Below are 17,638 nucleotides of genomic sequence, written 5' to 3'. Positions count from 1 at the left end.
GGAAGTCAGTCCGCCGGGGGCTCGTACCGCCGTCAGTCGCGCGCGGGCTCCACGGCCTGACTGCTCGTCTCGAACCGGCCGTCCAGGCGCGAGACCAGGCCGGTGACCTGACGCGCGATGTCCGGGGCGGTCAGCCCGATCTCGGCCAGGATCTCGGGGCGGGAGGCGTGGTCGAGGAAGCGCGGCGGGATGCCGAAGTCGCGCAGCGGCACGTCCACGCCGGCGTCGCGCAGGGCCTGGGCGACGGCGGAGCCGACGCCGCCGACGCGGCTGTTGTCCTCGACGGTGACGACCACGCGGTGCTGCTCGGCGAGCGGGGCGAGGGCCTCGTCGACCGGCTTGACCCAGCGCGGGTCGACCACGGTGGTGGAGATGCCCTGCTTGTCGAGGAGGCCGGCGATCTCCAGGCACATGGGCGCGAGGGCGCCCACGGACACGAGGAGGACGTCGGGCTTGTCGCTGCCGGCCTCGCGCAGCACGTCCATGCCGCCGACCCGGCGCAGCGCCGGGACGGCCGGGCCGACCGCGCCCTTGGAGAAGCGGACCACGGTGGGCGCGTCGGTGACCTCGACGGCCTCGCGCAGCTGGGCACGGACCTGGTCGGCGTCGCGCGGCGCGGCGAGCCGGAGGCCGGGCACGACCTGGAGGATCGACATGTCCCACATGCCGTTGTGGGAGGCGCCGTCGGTGCCGGTGATGCCGGCCCGGTCGAGCACGAAGGTGACGCCGCACTTGTGCAGGGCCACGTCCATCAGGACCTGGTCGAAGGCGCGGTTGAGGAAGGTCGCGTAGACGGCGAAGACCGGGTGGAGGCCGCCGGTGGCGAGGCCGGCCGCGGAGACCGCACCGTGCTGCTCGGCGATGCCCACGTCGAACACGCGCTCGGGGAAGGACTTGGCGAACTTGTCGAGGCCGACGGGCTGGAGCATCGCGGCGGTGATCGCGACGATGTCCTCGCGCTCCTTGCCGAGCGCGACCATCTCGTCGGCGAAGACGCCGGTCCAGTCGGCGCCGGAGGAGGCGATCGGCAGACCGGTGTCGGGGTGGATCTTGCCGACGGCGTGGAAGCGGTCGGCCTCGTCCTGGAGGGCGGGCTGGTAGCCGCGGCCCTTCTCGGTGAGGCAGTGCACGATGACCGGGCCGCCGAAGCGCTTGGCGCGGGTGAGGGCGGACTCCAGGGCCTCGATGTCGTGCCCGTCGATGGGGCCGACGTACTTCAGGCCGAGGTCCTCGAACATGCCCTGCGGGGCGATGAAGTCCTTCAGGCCCTTCTTGGCGCCGTGCAGCGTCTCGTAGAGCGGCTTCCCGACGACGGGCGTGCGCTCCAGGATGTCCTTGCCGCGGGCGAGGAAGCGCTCGTAGCCGTCGGTGGTGCGCAGGGTCGCCAGGTGGTTGGCGAGGCCGCCGATGGTGGGCGCGTAGGAGCGCTCGTTGTCGTTGACGACGATGACGAGCGGGCGGTCCTTCGCGTCGGCGATGTTGTTCAGCGCCTCCCAGGCCATGCCGCCGGTGAGCGCGCCGTCACCGATGACGGCGACGACGTGGTCGTCCTTCTTCAGGATCTGGTTGGCCTTGGCGAGGCCGTCGGCCCAGCCGAGGACCGTCGAGGCGTGCGAGTTCTCGATGACGTCGTGCTCGGACTCGGCCTGCGAGGGGTAGCCCGACAGGCCGCCCTTCATCTTGAGCTTGGAGAAGTCCTGGCGGCCGGTGAGCAGCTTGTGCACGTAACTCTGGTGGCCGGTGTCCCACAGGACCTTGTCCTTGGGCGAGTCGAAGACGCGGTGCAGGGCGATGGTCAGCTCGACCACGCCGAGGTTGGGGCCGAGGTGCCCGCCGGTCTTGGAGACGGCGTCCACGAGGAACGACCTGATCTCCTCGGCCAGCTGGTCCAGCTGTTCCGAGGAGAGCCGGTCCAGGTCTCGCGGTCCCCTGATACGGGTCAGCAGAGCCACCCGTGCCTCCTTGCTTTGAACTGGTCGAGCTTGCCGATTTGTCGAGTCTAATGTTCCGTCTTGGATCGTGGGCATCGGGCCCGCGCTGCCGCACCACTCCGATGGCCGACACACCGCTGGTCCGTCTGCCCCGTCCACTGGTCCGGACGCAGCAGCGCCCGGCGCCGGTTTCCCGGCGCCGGGCGGACTGTCCGTGATGTGCGTTACGCGCGGCCCGCGGTCTTCTGCGTGCGGCGGGACACCGAGTCGATCACGACGGCGGCGAGCAGCACCGCGCCGGTGATCATGTTCTGGATCGCGTTGGACATGCCGATCATGTTCAGGCCCTGCTGGATCGACTGGATCACGATCATGCCCAGGAGTGCCGACCAGACCTTGCCGCGGCCGCCGAAGAGGCTGGTGCCGCCGATCACGGCCGCGGCGATGACCAGCATCAGCGTGTTGCCGCCGCCGAGGCTCTTGGTCGCGCCGCCGGAGAGGCTCGCGATGAACAGGCCGCCGAAGGCGGCGAGGGTGCCGGAGATCGCGAAGACGGCGATCCGGACCCGGTCCACGTTGATGCCGGCGCGGCGGGCCGCCTCGGCGTTGCCGCCGACCGCGAACACCTTGCGGCCGAAGAGGGTGCGGCGGGCGACGAAGTCGGCGAGCACCAGCACGGCCAGGAAGAGCACCAGGGCGAGCGGCAGGCCGCGGGCGCCGGCGGGCTCGTTCATGACGTAGGCGACGACGAGGACGAGGATCGCGACGACGGCGGTGCGCAGCACGATCTCGCTGAGCGGGCGGGCCGGCAGGAGGGCGGCCTTGCGGCGGCTGCTGTCGCGCAGCAGCGAGTACAGGTACGCGGCGATGGCGACCAGGGCGAGGCCGTAGGCGGCGATCTTGTCGGCGAAGAAGTAGTTGGTGAGGTTCTCCACCACGCTGCCGGACGGCGTGTTGATGGAGCCCTCGCCGCCCATGAGCCATTCCTGGAGGCCCATCCAGCCGAGGAAGCCGGCCAGGGTGACCACGAAGGCGGGGACGCCGATCTTCGCGAAGAAGAAGCCGTGCAGCGCGCCGATGGCGGTGCCGGAGAGCACGGCGAGCAGGATGGCCACCCACTCGTTCATGCCGTTGCCGACCTGCAGGCCGGCCCAGACGGCGGCGCCGACACCGGCGACCGAACCCATGGAGAGGTCGATCTCGCCGAGGACGAGGACGAAGACGATGCCGACGGCCATGATGCCGAGGCCTGAGGCGTACACGGCGACGTTGGCGACCGAGCTCGCGGACAGGAAGTTGCTGTTCTGGAGCTGGAAGACGACGGCGATGACGATCAGGCCGAGGATCACGGGGAGCGAGCCGAGCTCGCCGCCGCGGATCTTGCGGGTGAACTCGGTCCAGTAGCCCTTGATGCCTTCCTCGCGGACCAGGAGGCGGGGGTCGACGGCCGGCACCGGGGCGGCGGACTCCTCGGCGGCCGTGGCCGGGGTGTCCGGGGTCTGCGGGGTCTGCGGGGTTTCCGGGGTCTCCGGGGCGGGGTTCTTCGTGAGGTCGCTCACTTGGCGTCCTCCTTCGAGGCGGTACGGGCCTGCCGGCGGGTCACGGCGTTGTCCGTGGCACCGGTGATGGCGGCGATGATCGTCTCGTGGGTGGTGTCCTTGACGTCGAAGACACCGTTGTTGCGGCCGAGGCGGAGGACGGCGACCTTGTCCGCGACGGCGCGGACGTCGGCCATGTTGTGGCTGATGAGGATGACTCCGTGGCCGCGCTCGCGCAGCCGCTCCACCAGGTCGAGCACCTGTGCGGTCTGCTCGACGCCGAGGGCGGCGGTGGGCTCGTCCAGGATGACGATCTTGGGGTCGCCGATCAGGGCGCGGGCGATGGCCACGACCTGGCGCTGGCCGCCGGAGAGGGCGGCCACGGGTATGCGGACCGACGGGATGCGGATGGACAGGGTGTCCAGGAGCTCCCGGGCCCGCTTCTCCATGGCGATCTCGTCGAGGACCCGGGCAGAGCTGAGCTCACTGCCGAGGAAGAGGTTGGCGACCACGTCGAGGTTGTCGCAGAGCGCCAGGTCCTGGTAGACGGTCGCGACCCCGAGGTTCTGGGAGTCGTGGGGCTTGGTGATCTGGACCGGACGGCCGTCCCACTCGATGGTGCCCTCGTCGATCGGGTGGACGCCCGAGATCGTCTTGACGAGGGTGGACTTGCCGGCGCCGTTGTCGCCCACCAGGGCGACGACCTCTCCGGCATGGATCTCCAGATCGACATCGGTGAGCACCTGGACGGCGCCGAACCGCTTGGAGACCCCGCGCAACGCCAGCACGGGCGTAGCGGACACGTGAATCATCTCCTTCGCCGCCTGACCGGCGGGGATGTGGTGCGGGGGTTCCCGCCCCTCGGGGAGGGGGAGGGAGGAGCCCCTTCGGGGAGAGAGAAGAAGGGGTACGAGAGGAGTCCGGCGCCCCGCCCCCGCTTGCGGGGCGTGAGACGGGGCGGGGTGCGCCGGACCGGTTCCGTGGGGCGGAGGGCTACTTGATGCCCGCCGCGTCGCAGGCCGCCTTGTACTCGGCGGTGCAGATGTCGGCCGCCTTGTAGACGTTGTCCGCGATGATCGTGGAGGCGATGTTCTCCTTGGTCACGATCTGCGCGTCGTACAGCTTGGCCGGGATGTCCTTGAACTCGCCGGTGAGGCTGGTGACCTTGACCGGGGTCAGGCCGTCGATGCTCTCGCCCTTGAGGAGCTTGACCGCGATCTCGGCGGTGGTCTCGGCCTCGGGCTTGATCTGCTTGTAGATCGTGAAGGCCTGGTCGCCCTTGAGGATGCGCTGCAGACCGGCGAGCTCGGCGTCCTGGCCGCCGACCGGGAGCTTGAGGCCCTGCTTGTTGAGGGCGGTGATGATGCCGCCGGCCATGCCGTCGTTGGCCGAGTACACGCCCTGGAAGCCGGTCTTGCCCAGGGAGTCGATGGCGGCACCCATCTTCTTGTTGGCCTCGTCCGGGGACCAGTCCGGGATGTCCTGCTCGTAGACGACCTTCTTCACGCCGCCGTCGAGGACGCTGTGGGCGCCCTTCTTGAACAGCGGGGCGTTCGGGTCGGTCGGCGAACCGTTGATCATGACAACGTTGGCGTCCTTCGCCTTGTCGCCGAGCGCCTTCACCAGGGCCTCGCCCTGCAGGCGGCCGATCTTCTCGTTGTCGTACGAGACGTAGGCGGAGATCGGGCCCTCGGCCAGGCGGTCGTACGCGACGACCTTGACGCCCTTCTTCTCAGCCTGCTGGACCCAGGACTTGGTGGCCTTGTAGTCGACCGAGTCCAGGATGATCACCTTGACGCCCTGGGTGACCAGCGCGTCGAACTGCTTCTTCTGCGTCTCGGTGTCCTGCGCGGCGTTGTTGTACTTGACCTCGCAGTCGGAGCAGAGGGCCTTGATCTTCGCCTCGATGATCGGGCGGTCGAAGGTCTCGTAGCGCGTGGTCTTGTTCTCGGGCAGCAGCAGACCGATGGTCTTGCCGTCGCCGCCGCTCGCACCGTCGGAGTTGTCGCCGGCCTGGCCACAGGCGGCGAGCGAGAGGGCCATGGAAACCGCGGCCGTACCTATGACGACGCGACGCGTTACTGCGTTCATGTGGTGTTGCCTCCCTGACGAGGCCGCGACGTTGCGGCCGAGGTGGCTGGAAGTCAACTCGGCCGTGGCTGCGACGTCAAGAAGTAAATCTTTAACGAGATGGCAACGGTGCCATTCGTTATCTAAGTGAAGGCAGGCGACTTGGGGCTCGAGGCGGCCGAAAAACCACCCTCGGATCCCTGCAAAAGCGTCGAATCGCCCATCTCGCTGAGCACGAGGGCGAGGGCGCCCAGCACCTCCGCGCGCCCGCCCAGGGCGCCGGGAGCCAGCGACAGCTGCCGGGCGGCACTGGGGATGGCGTAGCGCGAGACGGAGTCCCTGATGGGCGCCAGGACCAGCTCCCCGGCCTCCGCGAGGTCGCCGCCGAGCACGACCCGGCTCGGGTTCAGGAGGTTGCAGAGGTTGGCGACGCCGCTGCCGATGTGGCGGCCGACGTCCGCGACGACCCGGCGGCAGCCCGGGTCGCCCTCGCGGGCCAGCTGGACCACCCGTTCCATGGTCAGACCGGGCCCGTGGCTGGGCTGGAGCAGCGGCAGGACGTAGCGGGCGGCCGTGAAGGTCTCCAGGCAGCCCCGGTTGCCGCAGCGGCAGACCGGACCGGACTCGTCCAGGGTGATGTGCCCGATCTCGCCGGCCGTGCCGCCCGGGCCCCGGTAGACCCGTCCGTCGATCACCAGACCGGCGCCGACACCGCTGGCCACCTTGATGTACGCCAGGTCCCTGACGCCCCGCCCGCTGCCCCAGACGAGCTCGCCGAGGGCACCGAGGTTGGCGTCGTTGTCGACGTGCACGGGCACGCCGAGGCGGGCCGAGAGTTCGTCGGCGGGGTTGATCCCGCTCCAGCCCGGCAGGATCGACGTGGAGCCCAGGAGGCCCGAGGAGACGTCGATCGGACCCGGAACGCCCAGGCCCACGCCGACGACCTTGTCCCGGCCGATGCCGGTGGCCGCGATCAGGCGGCTGACCAGCTGTTCCGCCCGGTCGAAGCCCTCCGCGGCCGAGGCGTCGACGTCCAGCGGCTCGGACTCCTCGGCGAGCACCTGGTGGGCCAGGTTGCCGACCGCGACCCGCAGGTGCGTGTGCCCGAAGTCGACGCCGATGACGATGCCGGCGTCGCCGCTGAGCGAGACGCTGCGGGCCCGGCGCCCGCCCGCGGAGGTCGGCGTGACCTCGACGGTGCCGCCGTCCTTCAGCTCCCGCACGATGTTGGAGACCGTGGCGGCCGACAGGCCGGTCGTCCGGGCGATCTCCGCCTGGGTGAGCGATCCGGCCATCCGTACCGCCCGGACGACCCGCTCGAGATTGGCCCGGTGCAGCGAGGACTGCGACCCCGGAGTCTCCATTGACTCTCTCCACCCTACGACGTGTACAAGTTATGAACTCCAAGCTCCTTCGTGGGGCTTGTCGCCGTCAAGTCCTCGACGGTAGTCGAATCCGGAATGAAAAAGTCCGGCCCCGGAGAGCGGACTCTCCGGGGCCGGACGGCGGGCGACCGGCTCGTTACTTGAGCGTGGCCGAAGTGAGACCCGCCTGGACCTGCCGCTGGAAGGACAGGTAGACGACGAGCATCGGGATCATGGCGATGGTCACGCCGGCGAAGAGCACCGGCAGGTCGGTCTCGTAGCCCTGCTGCTGCTCCAGCTGGATGAGGCCCTGGGTGAGCACGTAGCGCTCCGGGTCGTCACCGCTCTGCGGCTGCATGAGCACCGTCGGCAGGATGAACTGGTTCCACTGCCCCAGCGTGTTGAAGATGCCCACGCTGAGCAGGCCCGGCTTGGCCATCGGCAGCATCACCTGGAAGAAGGCCCGGGTGTGCGAGGCGCCGTCCAGGATCGCCGCCTCGAAGACCGCCGTCGGCAGCGTCCGGAAGAAGGAGTGCATGAAGAAGACGGTGAACGGCATCGAGTAGGCGACGTACACCAGGATCAGGCCCTGGTAGGTGTTGAGCATCCCGAGCATCTTCACCATGAAGAAGAGCGGGACGAGCGCCAGGAAGACCGGGAACATGGCGCCGGCCACGAAGAAGTAGTAGACGAGCCGGTTGCCCCAGAACTCGTAGCGGGCGAGCACGTACGCCGCCATCGAGCCGAAGAGCATGGTCAGCGGCACCGAGAACACCAGGACGATCACGGTGTTCACGAAGTAGTCGCCGATGCCCTTGGCCCAGGCGCGGCTGAAGACGTCCAGGGACCAGTTCTCCGGCCAGCCGAAGGCGGACCCGGCGATCTGGCTGTCGGTCTTGAAGGAGCTCAGGACCAGCCAGATCAGCGGCAGCACGATCATCAGCGCCCACAGGGCGAGGAAGCCGTGCGAGAAGACGTTGAGGACGATGCCCTCGCGGACCGGGCCGGACGCGGGCTCGCGCCCCTTGCCCGCCGCGCGCTGCCGCGGCACGGCGGCCCCGGCCGGGACGGTGGTGTCGGACTTCTGGATGGGTGCAGTCATCGTCGTTCTCCCGCTCAGAACTCGAGGCGCTCGCGGCGGGTGGCGCGCAGCGTGACCACGGACACGATCAGGGTGAGCAGCAGCATCACGACGCCCATGGCACAGGCGTAGCCGCTCTTACCGAAGTAGAGGAAGTTGCGCATCATGACCGTCGACATGACCTCGCTGTGGTGGTCGGGCCCACCGCCGTAGTCGCCGGAGGTCATGGTGGAGACGAGGACGAACATGTCCATCGCGACGATGCCGAGGTAGACCCAGGCGGTCTGCACGGAGTCCCAGAGCAGCGGCAGCGTGATCTTGAAGAAGGACTGGGCGCGTCCGGCGCCGTCGATCAGCGCCGCCTCGTAGACGTCGCGCGGGATGGACTGCATCGCGGCCGAGAACAGCACCAGGTAGAAGCCGACGCCGTGCCAGACGACGACCGCGACGAGGGCCCACAGGACGAAGTCGGGCTCGTTGAGCCATTCCACCGGCTGGTCGGCGTCGATGAGGCCGAGCTTGAGGAGGAGGCCGTTGAGCATGCCGCCGGCGTCACTGCGGTACACGGCGCCGAAGAGCACCGCGAGGATCGCGAGGGAGAGCACCTGCGGGAAGAAGTAGACGACCTTGTAGAACTTGGATCCGGCGACGCCCGCGACGCCGCCGGCCCGGCTCCGCCCGCCCGCGTTCACCATGAAGGCGAAGAAGAGGGCGAGCAGAATGGTGACCACCGGGACGAACACCAGGAACAGGATGTTGTGCCAGACCGCTCCCAGGAAGACGTCGTCCTCGAAGAGGGCGGCGTAATTGTCGAAGCCGACGAAGGAGAAGTCCTGTGACTGGCCTTTCCAGTCGGTCAGCGAATAGCCGAACGTCTGGACGTACGGCCAGATGACGAAGACCAGATAGAGGGCCACGGGTACGAGGAGGAATCCCGTGACGAACGTGTACTGCCCTTTGCGCATGGCGTTCCTGTCCCTGATGTCCCCGGATGAGGTGTCGCGTCCCGGTCGGCGCGTCAGTCGCGGCGGTTGTTCTTGGCCGCCGGGTCCTTCGCGGCCTTGTCGACGGCGGCCTGGGCCCGCTTGAGCCATTCCGCGGGCTGGATGCGCTTGGCCATCAGCTCGTTGGACGCGTTCTGGATCTCGGTGTCCATCTCGCTGTACCACTCGGTGTACAGGTAGCGGAACGTGTTGGTGCCGGCCCTCTTGGAGGCCTCGACCGTGGACTGGGTGCCCGGCCGGAGCTTGACGCTCGGGTCCACGCCGTCGGCGAGGATGGTGAGCGAGTTGGCCTCCTTGGCGAAGAGCGTGGACCACTCCTTGGAGAGCATCATCCGCATGAACTCCTTCGCCTCGGCCAGGTTCTTGGCCTTGGCGGGGATGATGAAGGGCTCGCCGGAGCCGGCCCGGATCGCCTCGTAGGGCATCTTGCTGCCGGGCAGCAGCGGCATCGGCATGAACTTCATGTCGAAGTCGGCCGGGGTCTGCTTGAGCTGCTCGTTCTCCAGCCAGGAGCCGGAGGTGATGAAGACGGCCTTGTACTGGTTCCAGCGGGTCTGGGACTCGGTGTGCTCCAGGCCGTTGGTGCCGGGCATGAGGTAGCCCTTCTCGACCACCTCGTAGATCGCCTCGACGGCCTGCTTGGCGGCGTCGGAGCCGACGAAGGCCTTGGGGTCGAGGTTGTCGATGGCCTTCATGGCCTCCAGACCGCCGGTCTTGGCGATCAGGTCCATGATGGCGACGTTGATGTAGTACGGGTACTTGCCCTGGTGGGCGAGGCCGCCGATGCCCTGGGCGGTGGCGTCCTTGCAGATCGCGAGGAACTCGTCCCAGGTCTTCGGCTCGGTCCAGCCCTTCTCCTTGAAGAGCTTGCCGGAGTACCACAGGCCCCACACCGTGTAGATGTAGTTGAGGGCGACGACCTTGCCCTCCTGCAGACCGGCGTCGATGGTGCCGGGGATGAGGGTGTCGCGGACCTTCTTGCCCGGGTCGTCGACCGACGGCGCGTCGAGGACCTCGGCCAGGTCGAGCAGCTGGCCGCTCTTGTGGAGGACGTCGATCTTGATCTTCTGCGCGCCGGAGTTGTCGACGATGTCCGGCGGGTTGCCGGCGTTGAAGCGCGGCTGGAGCTTGCCGGTGATCTCCTGGGTGCCGGTGTGGGTCGCGGTGACGCCCCACTTCTTGTTGAAGCTGGCTTCCCAGGCCTTGGCGTAGTCGTCGCCGTATCCGCCCTTGAAGACGACGACGTCGATCTTGCCGCCCTTGGCGACGCCGAAGGGGTTGTCCTTCGTTATCTCGCCCTTGGGCTTGTCCGTGTTCGTGTCGCCGCCTCCCCCGGAGGCACACGCGGACAGGAAACTCATGGTGGGCACCGAGATCAGGCCGAGTGCGGCGGAACGCTTGATCAGATCACGGCGGCCGAGGCCCTCGTTGTTCGGGGCGGAGGTGGATCCCATGCTCAAGTCCTCGCCTTCATTCAGGACTCAGGCGGTGTACCGGTCGCCCGTACAAAGTTCGCCTCAGGCGAAGGGCCCCGCCACCGCGGTCAATTGCAGCTGGGTCGTGCAGGCGTCGGGCCGTCGTCGGTCGGGCTTGGTTTGCTACGACGGGCGGGACGCCGACAGGTATAGTCCACTTCCCGTCGCGGGAGCAAGATCGAAACCAGCTTTCCCGCGCAGTCTTCTCCGAGTTGAGACCTGCGGGATATCCGAGCCGTTTCTGCCCCGTTTCCTCCCCCGTTTCGACGTCAACACCCTTGACACCGCCGGAGGCTTGCCCTTCTCCTGAGTTCTCGCGCAATTGGTTTGACAACGTTGTCTAGACCCAGCGGCAGGAGCGACGACACGGCATGCACCCCCAACTCAGAGCGGTCTCCCTGGCGGCCTCGGCGGCGCTGATCCTGACCCTCACCCCCGCGGTGGCTCAGGCGGTTCCGGGCGCATCGGACCAACCCGGCGGAATCGCACGGGAGTTCACCACCTCCTTCGAAGCGGACGAAGCACAGCCGACCTGGCGGAACACCGTCGACACCGGGCCCGACGGGAGGAAGCGGACGTCCGGCGTCGACGGCGGCTTCGTCACCGGCATCCCCGGAAACGTGACCGACCAGGTCACGGCCCTGCGGGCCAGCGGCGAGCACGCCGGCGCGGGCGAGGTCAAGGAGAACCTGGTCGACCTCCAGCCCGGCACCAAGTGGCTGGTGTTCGAGCCCACCGCGTGGATCGAGTTCGACCTGGAGTCCCCGGTCGAACTCGCCGCCTACGCGCTCACCTCGGCCAACGACGCCGCCGAGCGCGATCCGCGCGACTGGACCCTCAAGGGCTCCGCCGACGGCAAGGAGTGGACGGTCCTCGACACCCGCACCGGCGAGAGCTTCGCCAAGCGCTTCGAGACCCGGACGTACGACATCCCCGGCGGCGGCGCCACCGCGTACGCGCACTACCGGCTGGAGATCACCAGGAACGCGGGCGCGGGCCTCACCCAGCTCGCCGACGTTCAGTTCTCGAACGGTGACACCTCCCAGCCCGTCCCCGAGGACATGCGCAGCCAGACCGACCGCGGCCCCAGCGGCTCCCCCACCGCCAAGGCCGGCGCGGGCTTCACCGGAAAGCGCGCGCTGCGCTACGCCGGCACCCACAAGGCCGAGGGCCGGGCGTATTCGTACAACAAGGTCTTCGACACCGACATCCGGATCGTCCGGAACACCGAGCTGTCGTACAAGGTCTTCCCGTCGATGTCGGCCTCGGAGACCGACCTGAACTACCCCGCCACGAACGTCTCCGTGGACCTCGCCTTCACCGACGGCACCTATCTGAGCGACCTGGGCGCCACCGACGCGTACGGCGGGCGGCTCACCCCGGGCGGCCAGGGCGCCGCCAAGCGGCTCTACGTCAACCAGTGGAACCAGGTCTCCTCGCGGATCGGCGAGGTCGCGGACGGGAAGACCGTGGACCGGATCCTGGTGGCGTACGACGCGCCCAGGGGACCGGGCACGTTCCAGGGCTGGATCGACGACCTCGCGATCGTGCCGAAGCAGCCGGTGAAGCCGCACGGCCGGCTCTCCGACTACGCGTCGACCACCCGCGGCACCCACTCCTCCGGCTCCTTCTCGCGCGGCAACACCTTCCCGGCCACCGCCGTCCCGCACGGCTTCAACTTCTGGACGCCGGTCACCAACGCGGCGAGCCAGAGCTGGATCTACGAGTACGCGCGCGGCAACAACGCCGACAACCTGCCCACCCTCCAGGCGCTGTCCGCCAGCCACCAGCCCAGCCCCTGGATGGGCGACCGGCAGACCTTCCAGGTGATGCCCTCGGCCGCCGCCGGCGTCCCGCCCACCGACAAGGCGGCCCGCGCCCTGCCGTTCCGGCACGCGAACGAGACGGCGAAGCCGCACCACTACGCCGTCACGTTCGAGAACGGTCTGAAGGCCGAGATCGCCCCGGCCGACCACGCGGCCGTCATGCGCTTCACCTATCCCGGCGACGACGCGAGCCTCGTCCTCGACAACGTCACCGACCAGGGCGGCCTCACCCTCGACCCGGCGACGCGCTCCTTCACCGCCTACTCGGACGTGAAGAGCGGCCTGTCGACGGGCGCGGGCCGGATGTTCGTGTACGGCGTCCTCGACGCGCCGGTCGTCTCCTCCGCCGCCCAGGGCGTGAAGGGGCACCTGCGCCTCGACGCGGGCGAGGACCGCACGGTCACCCTGCGGATCGCGACCTCGCTGATCTCCGTCGAGCAGGCGAAGGCGAACCTCGCCGACGAGATCCCGGAGGGCACCGGCTTCGACGCCGTCCGCGAGCGGGCCCGGAAGGCCTGGGACAAGGTGCTGGGCCGGGTCACCGTCGAGGGCGCTACCCACGACCAGCTGGTCACCCTCTACTCCAGCCTCTACCGGCTGTACCTGTACCCCAACTCCGCCTTCGAGAAGGTCGGTTCCACGTACAAGTACGCCAGCCCGTTCTCCGCCCCGGCCGGTCCCGACACCCCGACCCGTACCGGCGCGAAGGTCGTCGAGGGCAGGCCGTACGTCAACAACGGCTTCTGGGACACCTATCGCACCACCTGGCCGGCCTACTCCTTCCTCACCCCGCGGAAGGCGGGCGAGCTGGTCGACGGCTTCGTCCAGCAGTACAAGGACGGCGGCTGGATCTCCCGCTGGTCCTCCCCCGGCTACGCGGACCTGATGACCGGCACCTCCTCGGACGTGGCCTTCGCGGACGCGTACGTGAAGGGCGTCGACTTCGACGCGGAGGCGGCGTACGAGGCGGCCCTGAAGAACGCCACCGTCGTGGCGCCGAGCCGCGGCGTCGGCCGCAAGGGCATGGAGACCTCGCCCTTCACCGGCTACGCGTCGACCGCGACCCACGAGGGCCTGTCCTGGTCGCTGGAGGGCTACCTCAACGACTACGGCATCGCGAGGATGGGCCGGGCGCTCTACGAGAAGACCGGCGAGAAGCGCTACCGCGACGAGTCGGCGTACTTCCTCGACCGGGCACGGAACTACGTGTCGCTGTTCGACGCCGAGGCCGGCTTCTTCCAGGGCCGGGACGCCAAGGGCGCCTGGCGGGTGCCCTCGGCGTCGTACGACCCGCGGATCTGGGGCTACGACTACACGGAGACCAACGGCTGGGGCTACGCCTTCACCGCCCCGCAGGACTCCCGGGGCCTGGCCAATCTGTACGGCGGGCGCGCGGGTCTCGCGAAGAAGCTGGACGCCTACTTCTCGACGCCCGAGACGGCCTCGCCCGACGTCGCCGGCTCGTACGGCAGCGTCATCCACGAGATGACCGAGGCGCGCGACGTGCGGATGGGCATGTACGGGCACTCCAACCAGGTCGCGCACCACGTGCCGTACATGTACGACGCGGCCGGGCAGCCGTGGAAGACGGCCGAGAAGGTCCGCGAGGTGCTGTCCCGGCTCTACACGGGCAGCGAGATCGGCCAGGGTTACCACGGCGACGAGGACAACGGCGAGCAGTCGGCCTGGTTCCTGTTCTCCTCGCTCGGCTTCTACCCGCTGGTGATGGGCAGCGGCGAGTACGCGATCGGTTCGCCGCTGTTCACGAAGGCGACGGTGCGGATGGACAACGGCCGCACGCTGGTCGTGGAGGCGCCGCGCAACAGCGCCCGCAACATCTACGTCCAGGGCGTGCGGCTGAACGGCAAGCGGTGGAGCTCGACCGCGCTGCCGCACGAGCTGCTCGCGAAGGGCGGCACGCTGACGTTCGAGATGGGCCCCCGGCCTTCGGCGTGGGGCACGGGCGACAGCGCGGCGCCCGTCTCGATCACCCGGGACGACAAGGTGCCGTCGCCGCGGAAGGACCTGGTCGCGGGCACGGGACCGCTGTTCGACGACACGTCGGCGACGGCGGGGCCGGTCGCGGGCGCGGTCGAGCTCCCGGTGCCGGGGGCGGTGAAGGCGGTGCGGTACACGCTGACCTCGTCGGCGGACCGGACGAAGGCGCCGGCGGGCTGGGTGCTCCAGGGCTCGGCGGACGGGACGGTCTGGACGGATCTGGACCGGCGTGACGGCGAGTCCTTCGCCTGGGACCGGCAGACCCGGGTGTTCTCGGTGGCGAAGCCGGCCGCGTACGCGAAGTACCGGCTGGTGATCGCCGGTTCGGGCGGGTCGGGTGGCTCGGGCGGTGGGGGCGCCTCGGGCGGCGAGCTGGCGGAGGTGGAGCTGCTGGGCTGACGCCGTACGGGGTACGGGTAAGGGCCGGTCTCCATGGAGACCGGCCCTTACCGCTGGGCTACCGCCGCACTACCGCCGTGCTGATCCTCAGCCGCGGATCAGGTTGCGCAGCACGTACTGCATGATGCCGCCGTTGCGGTAGTAGTCCGCCTCACCGGGGGTGTCGATGCGGACGACCGCGTCGAACTCGACGCCGGTGTCGGTGGTGACCTTGACCGTGCTCGGGGTGCGGCCCTCGTTCAGCTCGGTGATGCCGGCGATGGAGAAGGTCTCCTCGCCGGTCAGGCCGAGCGAGTCGGCCGTCTGGCCGGCCGGGAACTGCAGCGGGAGGACGCCCATGCCGATGAGGTTCGAGCGGTGGATGCGCTCGTACGACTCGGTGATGACGGCCTTGACGCCGAGGAGCGCGGTGCCCTTGGCCGCCCAGTCGCGGGACGAGCCGGAGCCGTACTCCTTGCCGCCCAGGATGACCAGCGGGGTGCCGGCGGCCTGGTAGTTCTGCGACGCGTCGTAGATGAAGGAGACCGGGCCGCCCTCCTGCGTGAAGTCGCGGGTGTAGCCGCCCTCGGTGCCCGGCGCGATCTGGTTGCGCAGGCGGATGTTGGCGAAGGTGCCGCGGATCATGACCTCGTGGTTGCCCCGGCGCGAGCCGTAGGAGTTGAAGTCACGACGCTCCACACCGTGCTCGGTGAGGTACTTGCCGGCCGGGGTGTCGGCCTTGATGGCACCGGCCGGGGAGATGTGGTCGGTGGTGACCGAGTCGCCGAGCTTGGCGAGCACACGGGCGCCGGAGATGTCCGAGACCGGCTCCGGGTCCATGGTCATGCCCTCGAAGTACGGGGGCTTGCGGACGTAGGTCGACTCGGCGTCCCACTCGAAGGTGTTGCCGGTCGGGATCGACAGGGCCTGCCACTGGGCGTCGCCCGCGAAGACGTCCTCGTACGACTTGGAGAACATGTCCTCGCCGATGGCGTTCGCCACGACGTCGTTGACCTCGGCCTCGGAGGGCCAGATGTCGGCCAGGTAGACCGGCTTGCCGTCCTGGTCGGTGCCGAGGGCGTCCTTGGTGATGTCCACCTTCATGGAACCCGCGAGGGCGTACGCGACGACCAGCGGCGGGGAGGCCAGGTAGTTCATCTTGACGTCGGGGTTGATGCGGCCCTCGAAGTTCCGGTTGCCGGAGAGGACCGAGGTCACCGCGAGGTCGTGCTCGTTGACGGCCTTGGAGACCTCCTCCGGCAGCGGGCCGGAGTTGCCGATGCAGGTGGTGCAGCCGTAGCCGACGAGGTTGAAGCCGACCTTGTCGAGGTACGGGGTGAGGCCCGCCTTGTCGAAGTAGTCGGTGACGACCTTCGAGCCCGGGGCGAGGGTGGTCTTGACCCACGGCTTGCGGGTCAGGCCCTTCTCGACGGCCTTCTTCGCGACGAGCGCGGCGGCGACCATGACGTACGGGTTCGACGTGTTGGTGCAGGAGGTGATGGCCGCGACCGTCACCGCACCGTGGTCGAGGGTGTAGGTCGAGCCGTCGGGGGCGGTGACCTGGACCGGGTTCGACGGGATCGCGCTGGAGACGGCCGGGGCGTCGGAGGCCGGGAAGGACTCCTGGCCCGCCTCGTCGACCATGTCGACGTAGTTGCGGACGTCCTGGGCGAACTGCTCGGCGGCGTTGGCGAGGACGATGCGGTCCTGCGGGCGCTTCGGGCCGGCGATCGACGGGACGACGGTGGAGAGGTCGAGCTCGAGCTTCTCGGAGAAGTCGGGCTCGGCGGCCGGGTCGAGCCAGAGGCCCTGCTCCTTGGCGTACGCCTCGACGAGCGCGACCTGCTGCTCGGAGCGGCCGGTGAGCTTGAGGTAGTTCAGGGTCTCGCCGTCGATCGGGAAGATCGCGGCGGTGGAGCCGAACTCCGGCGACATGTTGCCGATGGTGGCGCGGTTGGCGAGGGAGGTGGCGGCGACGCCCTCGCCGTAGAACTCGACGAACTTGCCGACGACGCCGTGCTTGCGCAGCATCTCGGTGATCGTGAGCACGAGGTCGGTGGCGGTGGTGCCGGTGGGCAGCTCGCCGGTCAGCTTGAAGCCGACGACGCGCGGGATCAGCATGGAGACCGGCTGGCCGAGCATGGCGGCCTCGGCCTCGATGCCGCCGACGCCCCAGCCCAGCACGCCGAGGCCGTTGACCATGGTGGTGTGCGAGTCGGTGCCGACGAGGGTGTCGGGGTACGCCTGGCCGCCCCGGACCATGACGGTGCGGGCCAGGTGCTCGATGTTCACCTGGTGGACGATGCCGGTGCCCGGGGGGACGACCTTGAAGTCGTCGAAGGCGGTCTGGCCCCAGCGCAGGAACTGGTAGCGCTCCTTGTTGCGGCCGTACTCGAGCTCGACGTTCTGCGCGAAGGCGTCGTTGGTGCCGAACTTGTCGGCGATGACGGAGTGGTCGATGACCATCTCGGCCGGGGAGAGCGGGTTGATCTTCGCCGGGTCGCCGCCGAGCGCCGCGACGGCCTCGCGCATGGTGGCGAGGTCGACGACGCAGGGGACGCCGGTGAAGTCCTGCATGATCACGCGCGCCGGCGTGAACTGGATCTCCTGGCTCGGCTGGGCCTGCGAGTCCCAGTTGCCGAGGGCCCGGATGTGGTCGGCGGTGATGTTCGCGCCGTCCTCGGTGCGGAGAAGGTTCTCGAGGAGAACCTTCAGGCTGTAGGGGAGCCGGGCCGAGCCCTCCACCTTGTCCAGGCGGAAGATCTCGTAGGACTCGTCACCCACGCGCAGCGTTGCGCGGGCGTCGAAGCTGTTCGCCGACACGACAGTCTCCTTCATATATGTGCGCGTTCCACCGCATCCTGCCGCCACGTACACGTCGTCGATCCGCTAAGGTAAGGCTAAGTTAGGTAATCCTTACCGGGGTGGCGGCAGCGGTGCGCCTCGGCAGATATCTCGATGTCGAGATAACAC

10 protein-coding genes are annotated in these 17,638 nt (G+C 69.0%); 1 reads left to right on the top strand and 9 read right to left on the bottom strand.

All coding sequences use genetic code 11. From position 1 onward, the window contains the following. Window positions 1–32 precede the first annotated feature (32 nt). The 8 genes from dxs to ngcE all read right to left on the bottom strand — a co-directional run bounded on the left by dxs (window position 33) and on the right by ngcE (window position 10,442). A complete protein-coding gene (dxs, locus tag ESG85_RS19715; protein ID WP_128981034.1) occupies window positions 33–1,952 on the bottom strand; it encodes a 1-deoxy-D-xylulose-5-phosphate synthase in 1,920 nt (639 codons plus the stop codon). Window positions 1,953–2,155: 203 nt separating this feature from the next. Then, window positions 2,156–3,490 carry a sugar ABC transporter permease gene (locus tag ESG85_RS19710; RefSeq protein WP_128981032.1) on the bottom strand — a complete coding sequence of 445 codons (1,335 nt, stop codon included), beginning with the start codon at window positions 3,488–3,490 and terminating at the stop codon, window positions 2,156–2,158. Further along, a complete protein-coding gene (locus ESG85_RS19705) occupies window positions 3,487–4,281 on the bottom strand; it encodes an ATP-binding cassette domain-containing protein (protein WP_128981030.1) in 795 nt (264 codons plus the stop codon). The genes ESG85_RS19710 and ESG85_RS19705 overlap by 4 nt, the downstream gene beginning before the upstream one ends. 181 nt (window positions 4,282–4,462) lie before the next feature. Then, the gene (locus ESG85_RS19700) at window positions 4,463–5,560 is read right to left on the bottom strand and encodes a sugar ABC transporter substrate-binding protein (RefSeq protein WP_246095167.1); all 1,098 of its coding nucleotides are present in this window, start codon (window positions 5,558–5,560) and stop codon (window positions 4,463–4,465) included. A gap of 122 nt (window positions 5,561–5,682) precedes the next feature. After that, window positions 5,683–6,903: an ROK family transcriptional regulator gene (locus ESG85_RS19695; protein WP_128981028.1), complete on the bottom strand. Its 1,221-nt coding sequence runs from the start codon at window positions 6,901–6,903 to the stop codon at window positions 5,683–5,685. A gap of 157 nt (window positions 6,904–7,060) precedes the next feature. Next, window positions 7,061–8,005: a carbohydrate ABC transporter permease gene (locus tag ESG85_RS19690; protein ID WP_128981026.1), complete on the bottom strand. Its 945-nt coding sequence runs from the start codon at window positions 8,003–8,005 to the stop codon at window positions 7,061–7,063. A gap of 14 nt (window positions 8,006–8,019) precedes the next feature. Then, entirely contained in the window at window positions 8,020–8,949 is a 930-nt protein-coding gene (locus ESG85_RS19685; RefSeq protein ID WP_128981024.1) for a carbohydrate ABC transporter permease, read from the bottom strand. A 53-nt stretch (window positions 8,950–9,002) separates the two neighbouring features. Continuing rightward, a complete protein-coding gene (ngcE, locus tag ESG85_RS19680; RefSeq protein WP_128981022.1) occupies window positions 9,003–10,442 on the bottom strand; it encodes an N-acetylglucosamine/diacetylchitobiose ABC transporter substrate-binding protein in 1,440 nt (479 codons plus the stop codon). 392 nt (window positions 10,443–10,834) lie between these two features. Between ngcE and ESG85_RS19675 the strand changes: the two genes are divergently transcribed. Continuing rightward, the gene (locus ESG85_RS19675) at window positions 10,835–14,686 is read left to right on the top strand and encodes a GH92 family glycosyl hydrolase (protein WP_128981020.1); all 3,852 of its coding nucleotides are present in this window, start codon (window positions 10,835–10,837) and stop codon (window positions 14,684–14,686) included. 87 nt (window positions 14,687–14,773) lie between these two features. Here ESG85_RS19675 and acnA read toward each other — a convergent pair whose 3' ends face one another. Next, window positions 14,774–17,488 (bottom strand): aconitate hydratase AcnA, encoded by a 2,715-nt coding sequence (acnA, locus tag ESG85_RS19670; RefSeq protein WP_128981018.1) that lies wholly within the window; start codon window positions 17,486–17,488, stop codon window positions 14,774–14,776. Window positions 17,489–17,638: the final 150 nt, after the last annotated feature.

Origin of the sequence: Streptomyces roseicoloratus (assembly GCF_004117935.1) — a bacterium.
GTDB lineage: Bacteria > Actinomycetota > Actinomycetes > Streptomycetales > Streptomycetaceae > Streptomyces > Streptomyces roseicoloratus.
The sequence above is the reverse complement of the archived record's forward strand: the minus strand, read 5'-3'. Positions and strand labels throughout refer to the sequence as shown.

Excerpts from the sequence above, each read along its gene's own strand:
- ESG85_RS19705 (WP_128981030.1), bottom strand. The coding sequence starts at position 4,281 with ATGATTCACGTGTCCGCTACGCCCGTGCTGGCGTTGCGCGGGGTCTCC.
- ESG85_RS19700 (WP_246095167.1), bottom strand. The coding sequence starts at position 5,560 with ATGAACGCAGTAACGCGTCGCGTCGTCATAGGTACGGCCGCGGTTTCC.
- ESG85_RS19695 (WP_128981028.1), bottom strand. The coding sequence starts at position 6,903 with ATGGAGACTCCGGGGTCGCAGTCCTCGCTGCACCGGGCCAATCTCGAG.
- ESG85_RS19690 (WP_128981026.1), bottom strand. The coding sequence starts at position 8,005 with ATGACTGCACCCATCCAGAAGTCCGACACCACCGTCCCGGCCGGGGCC.
- ESG85_RS19685 (WP_128981024.1), bottom strand. The coding sequence starts at position 8,949 with ATGCGCAAAGGGCAGTACACGTTCGTCACGGGATTCCTCCTCGTACCC.
- ngcE (WP_128981022.1), bottom strand. The coding sequence starts at position 10,442 with ATGGGATCCACCTCCGCCCCGAACAACGAGGGCCTCGGCCGCCGTGAT.
- ESG85_RS19675 (WP_128981020.1), top strand. The coding sequence starts at position 10,835 with ATGCACCCCCAACTCAGAGCGGTCTCCCTGGCGGCCTCGGCGGCGCTG.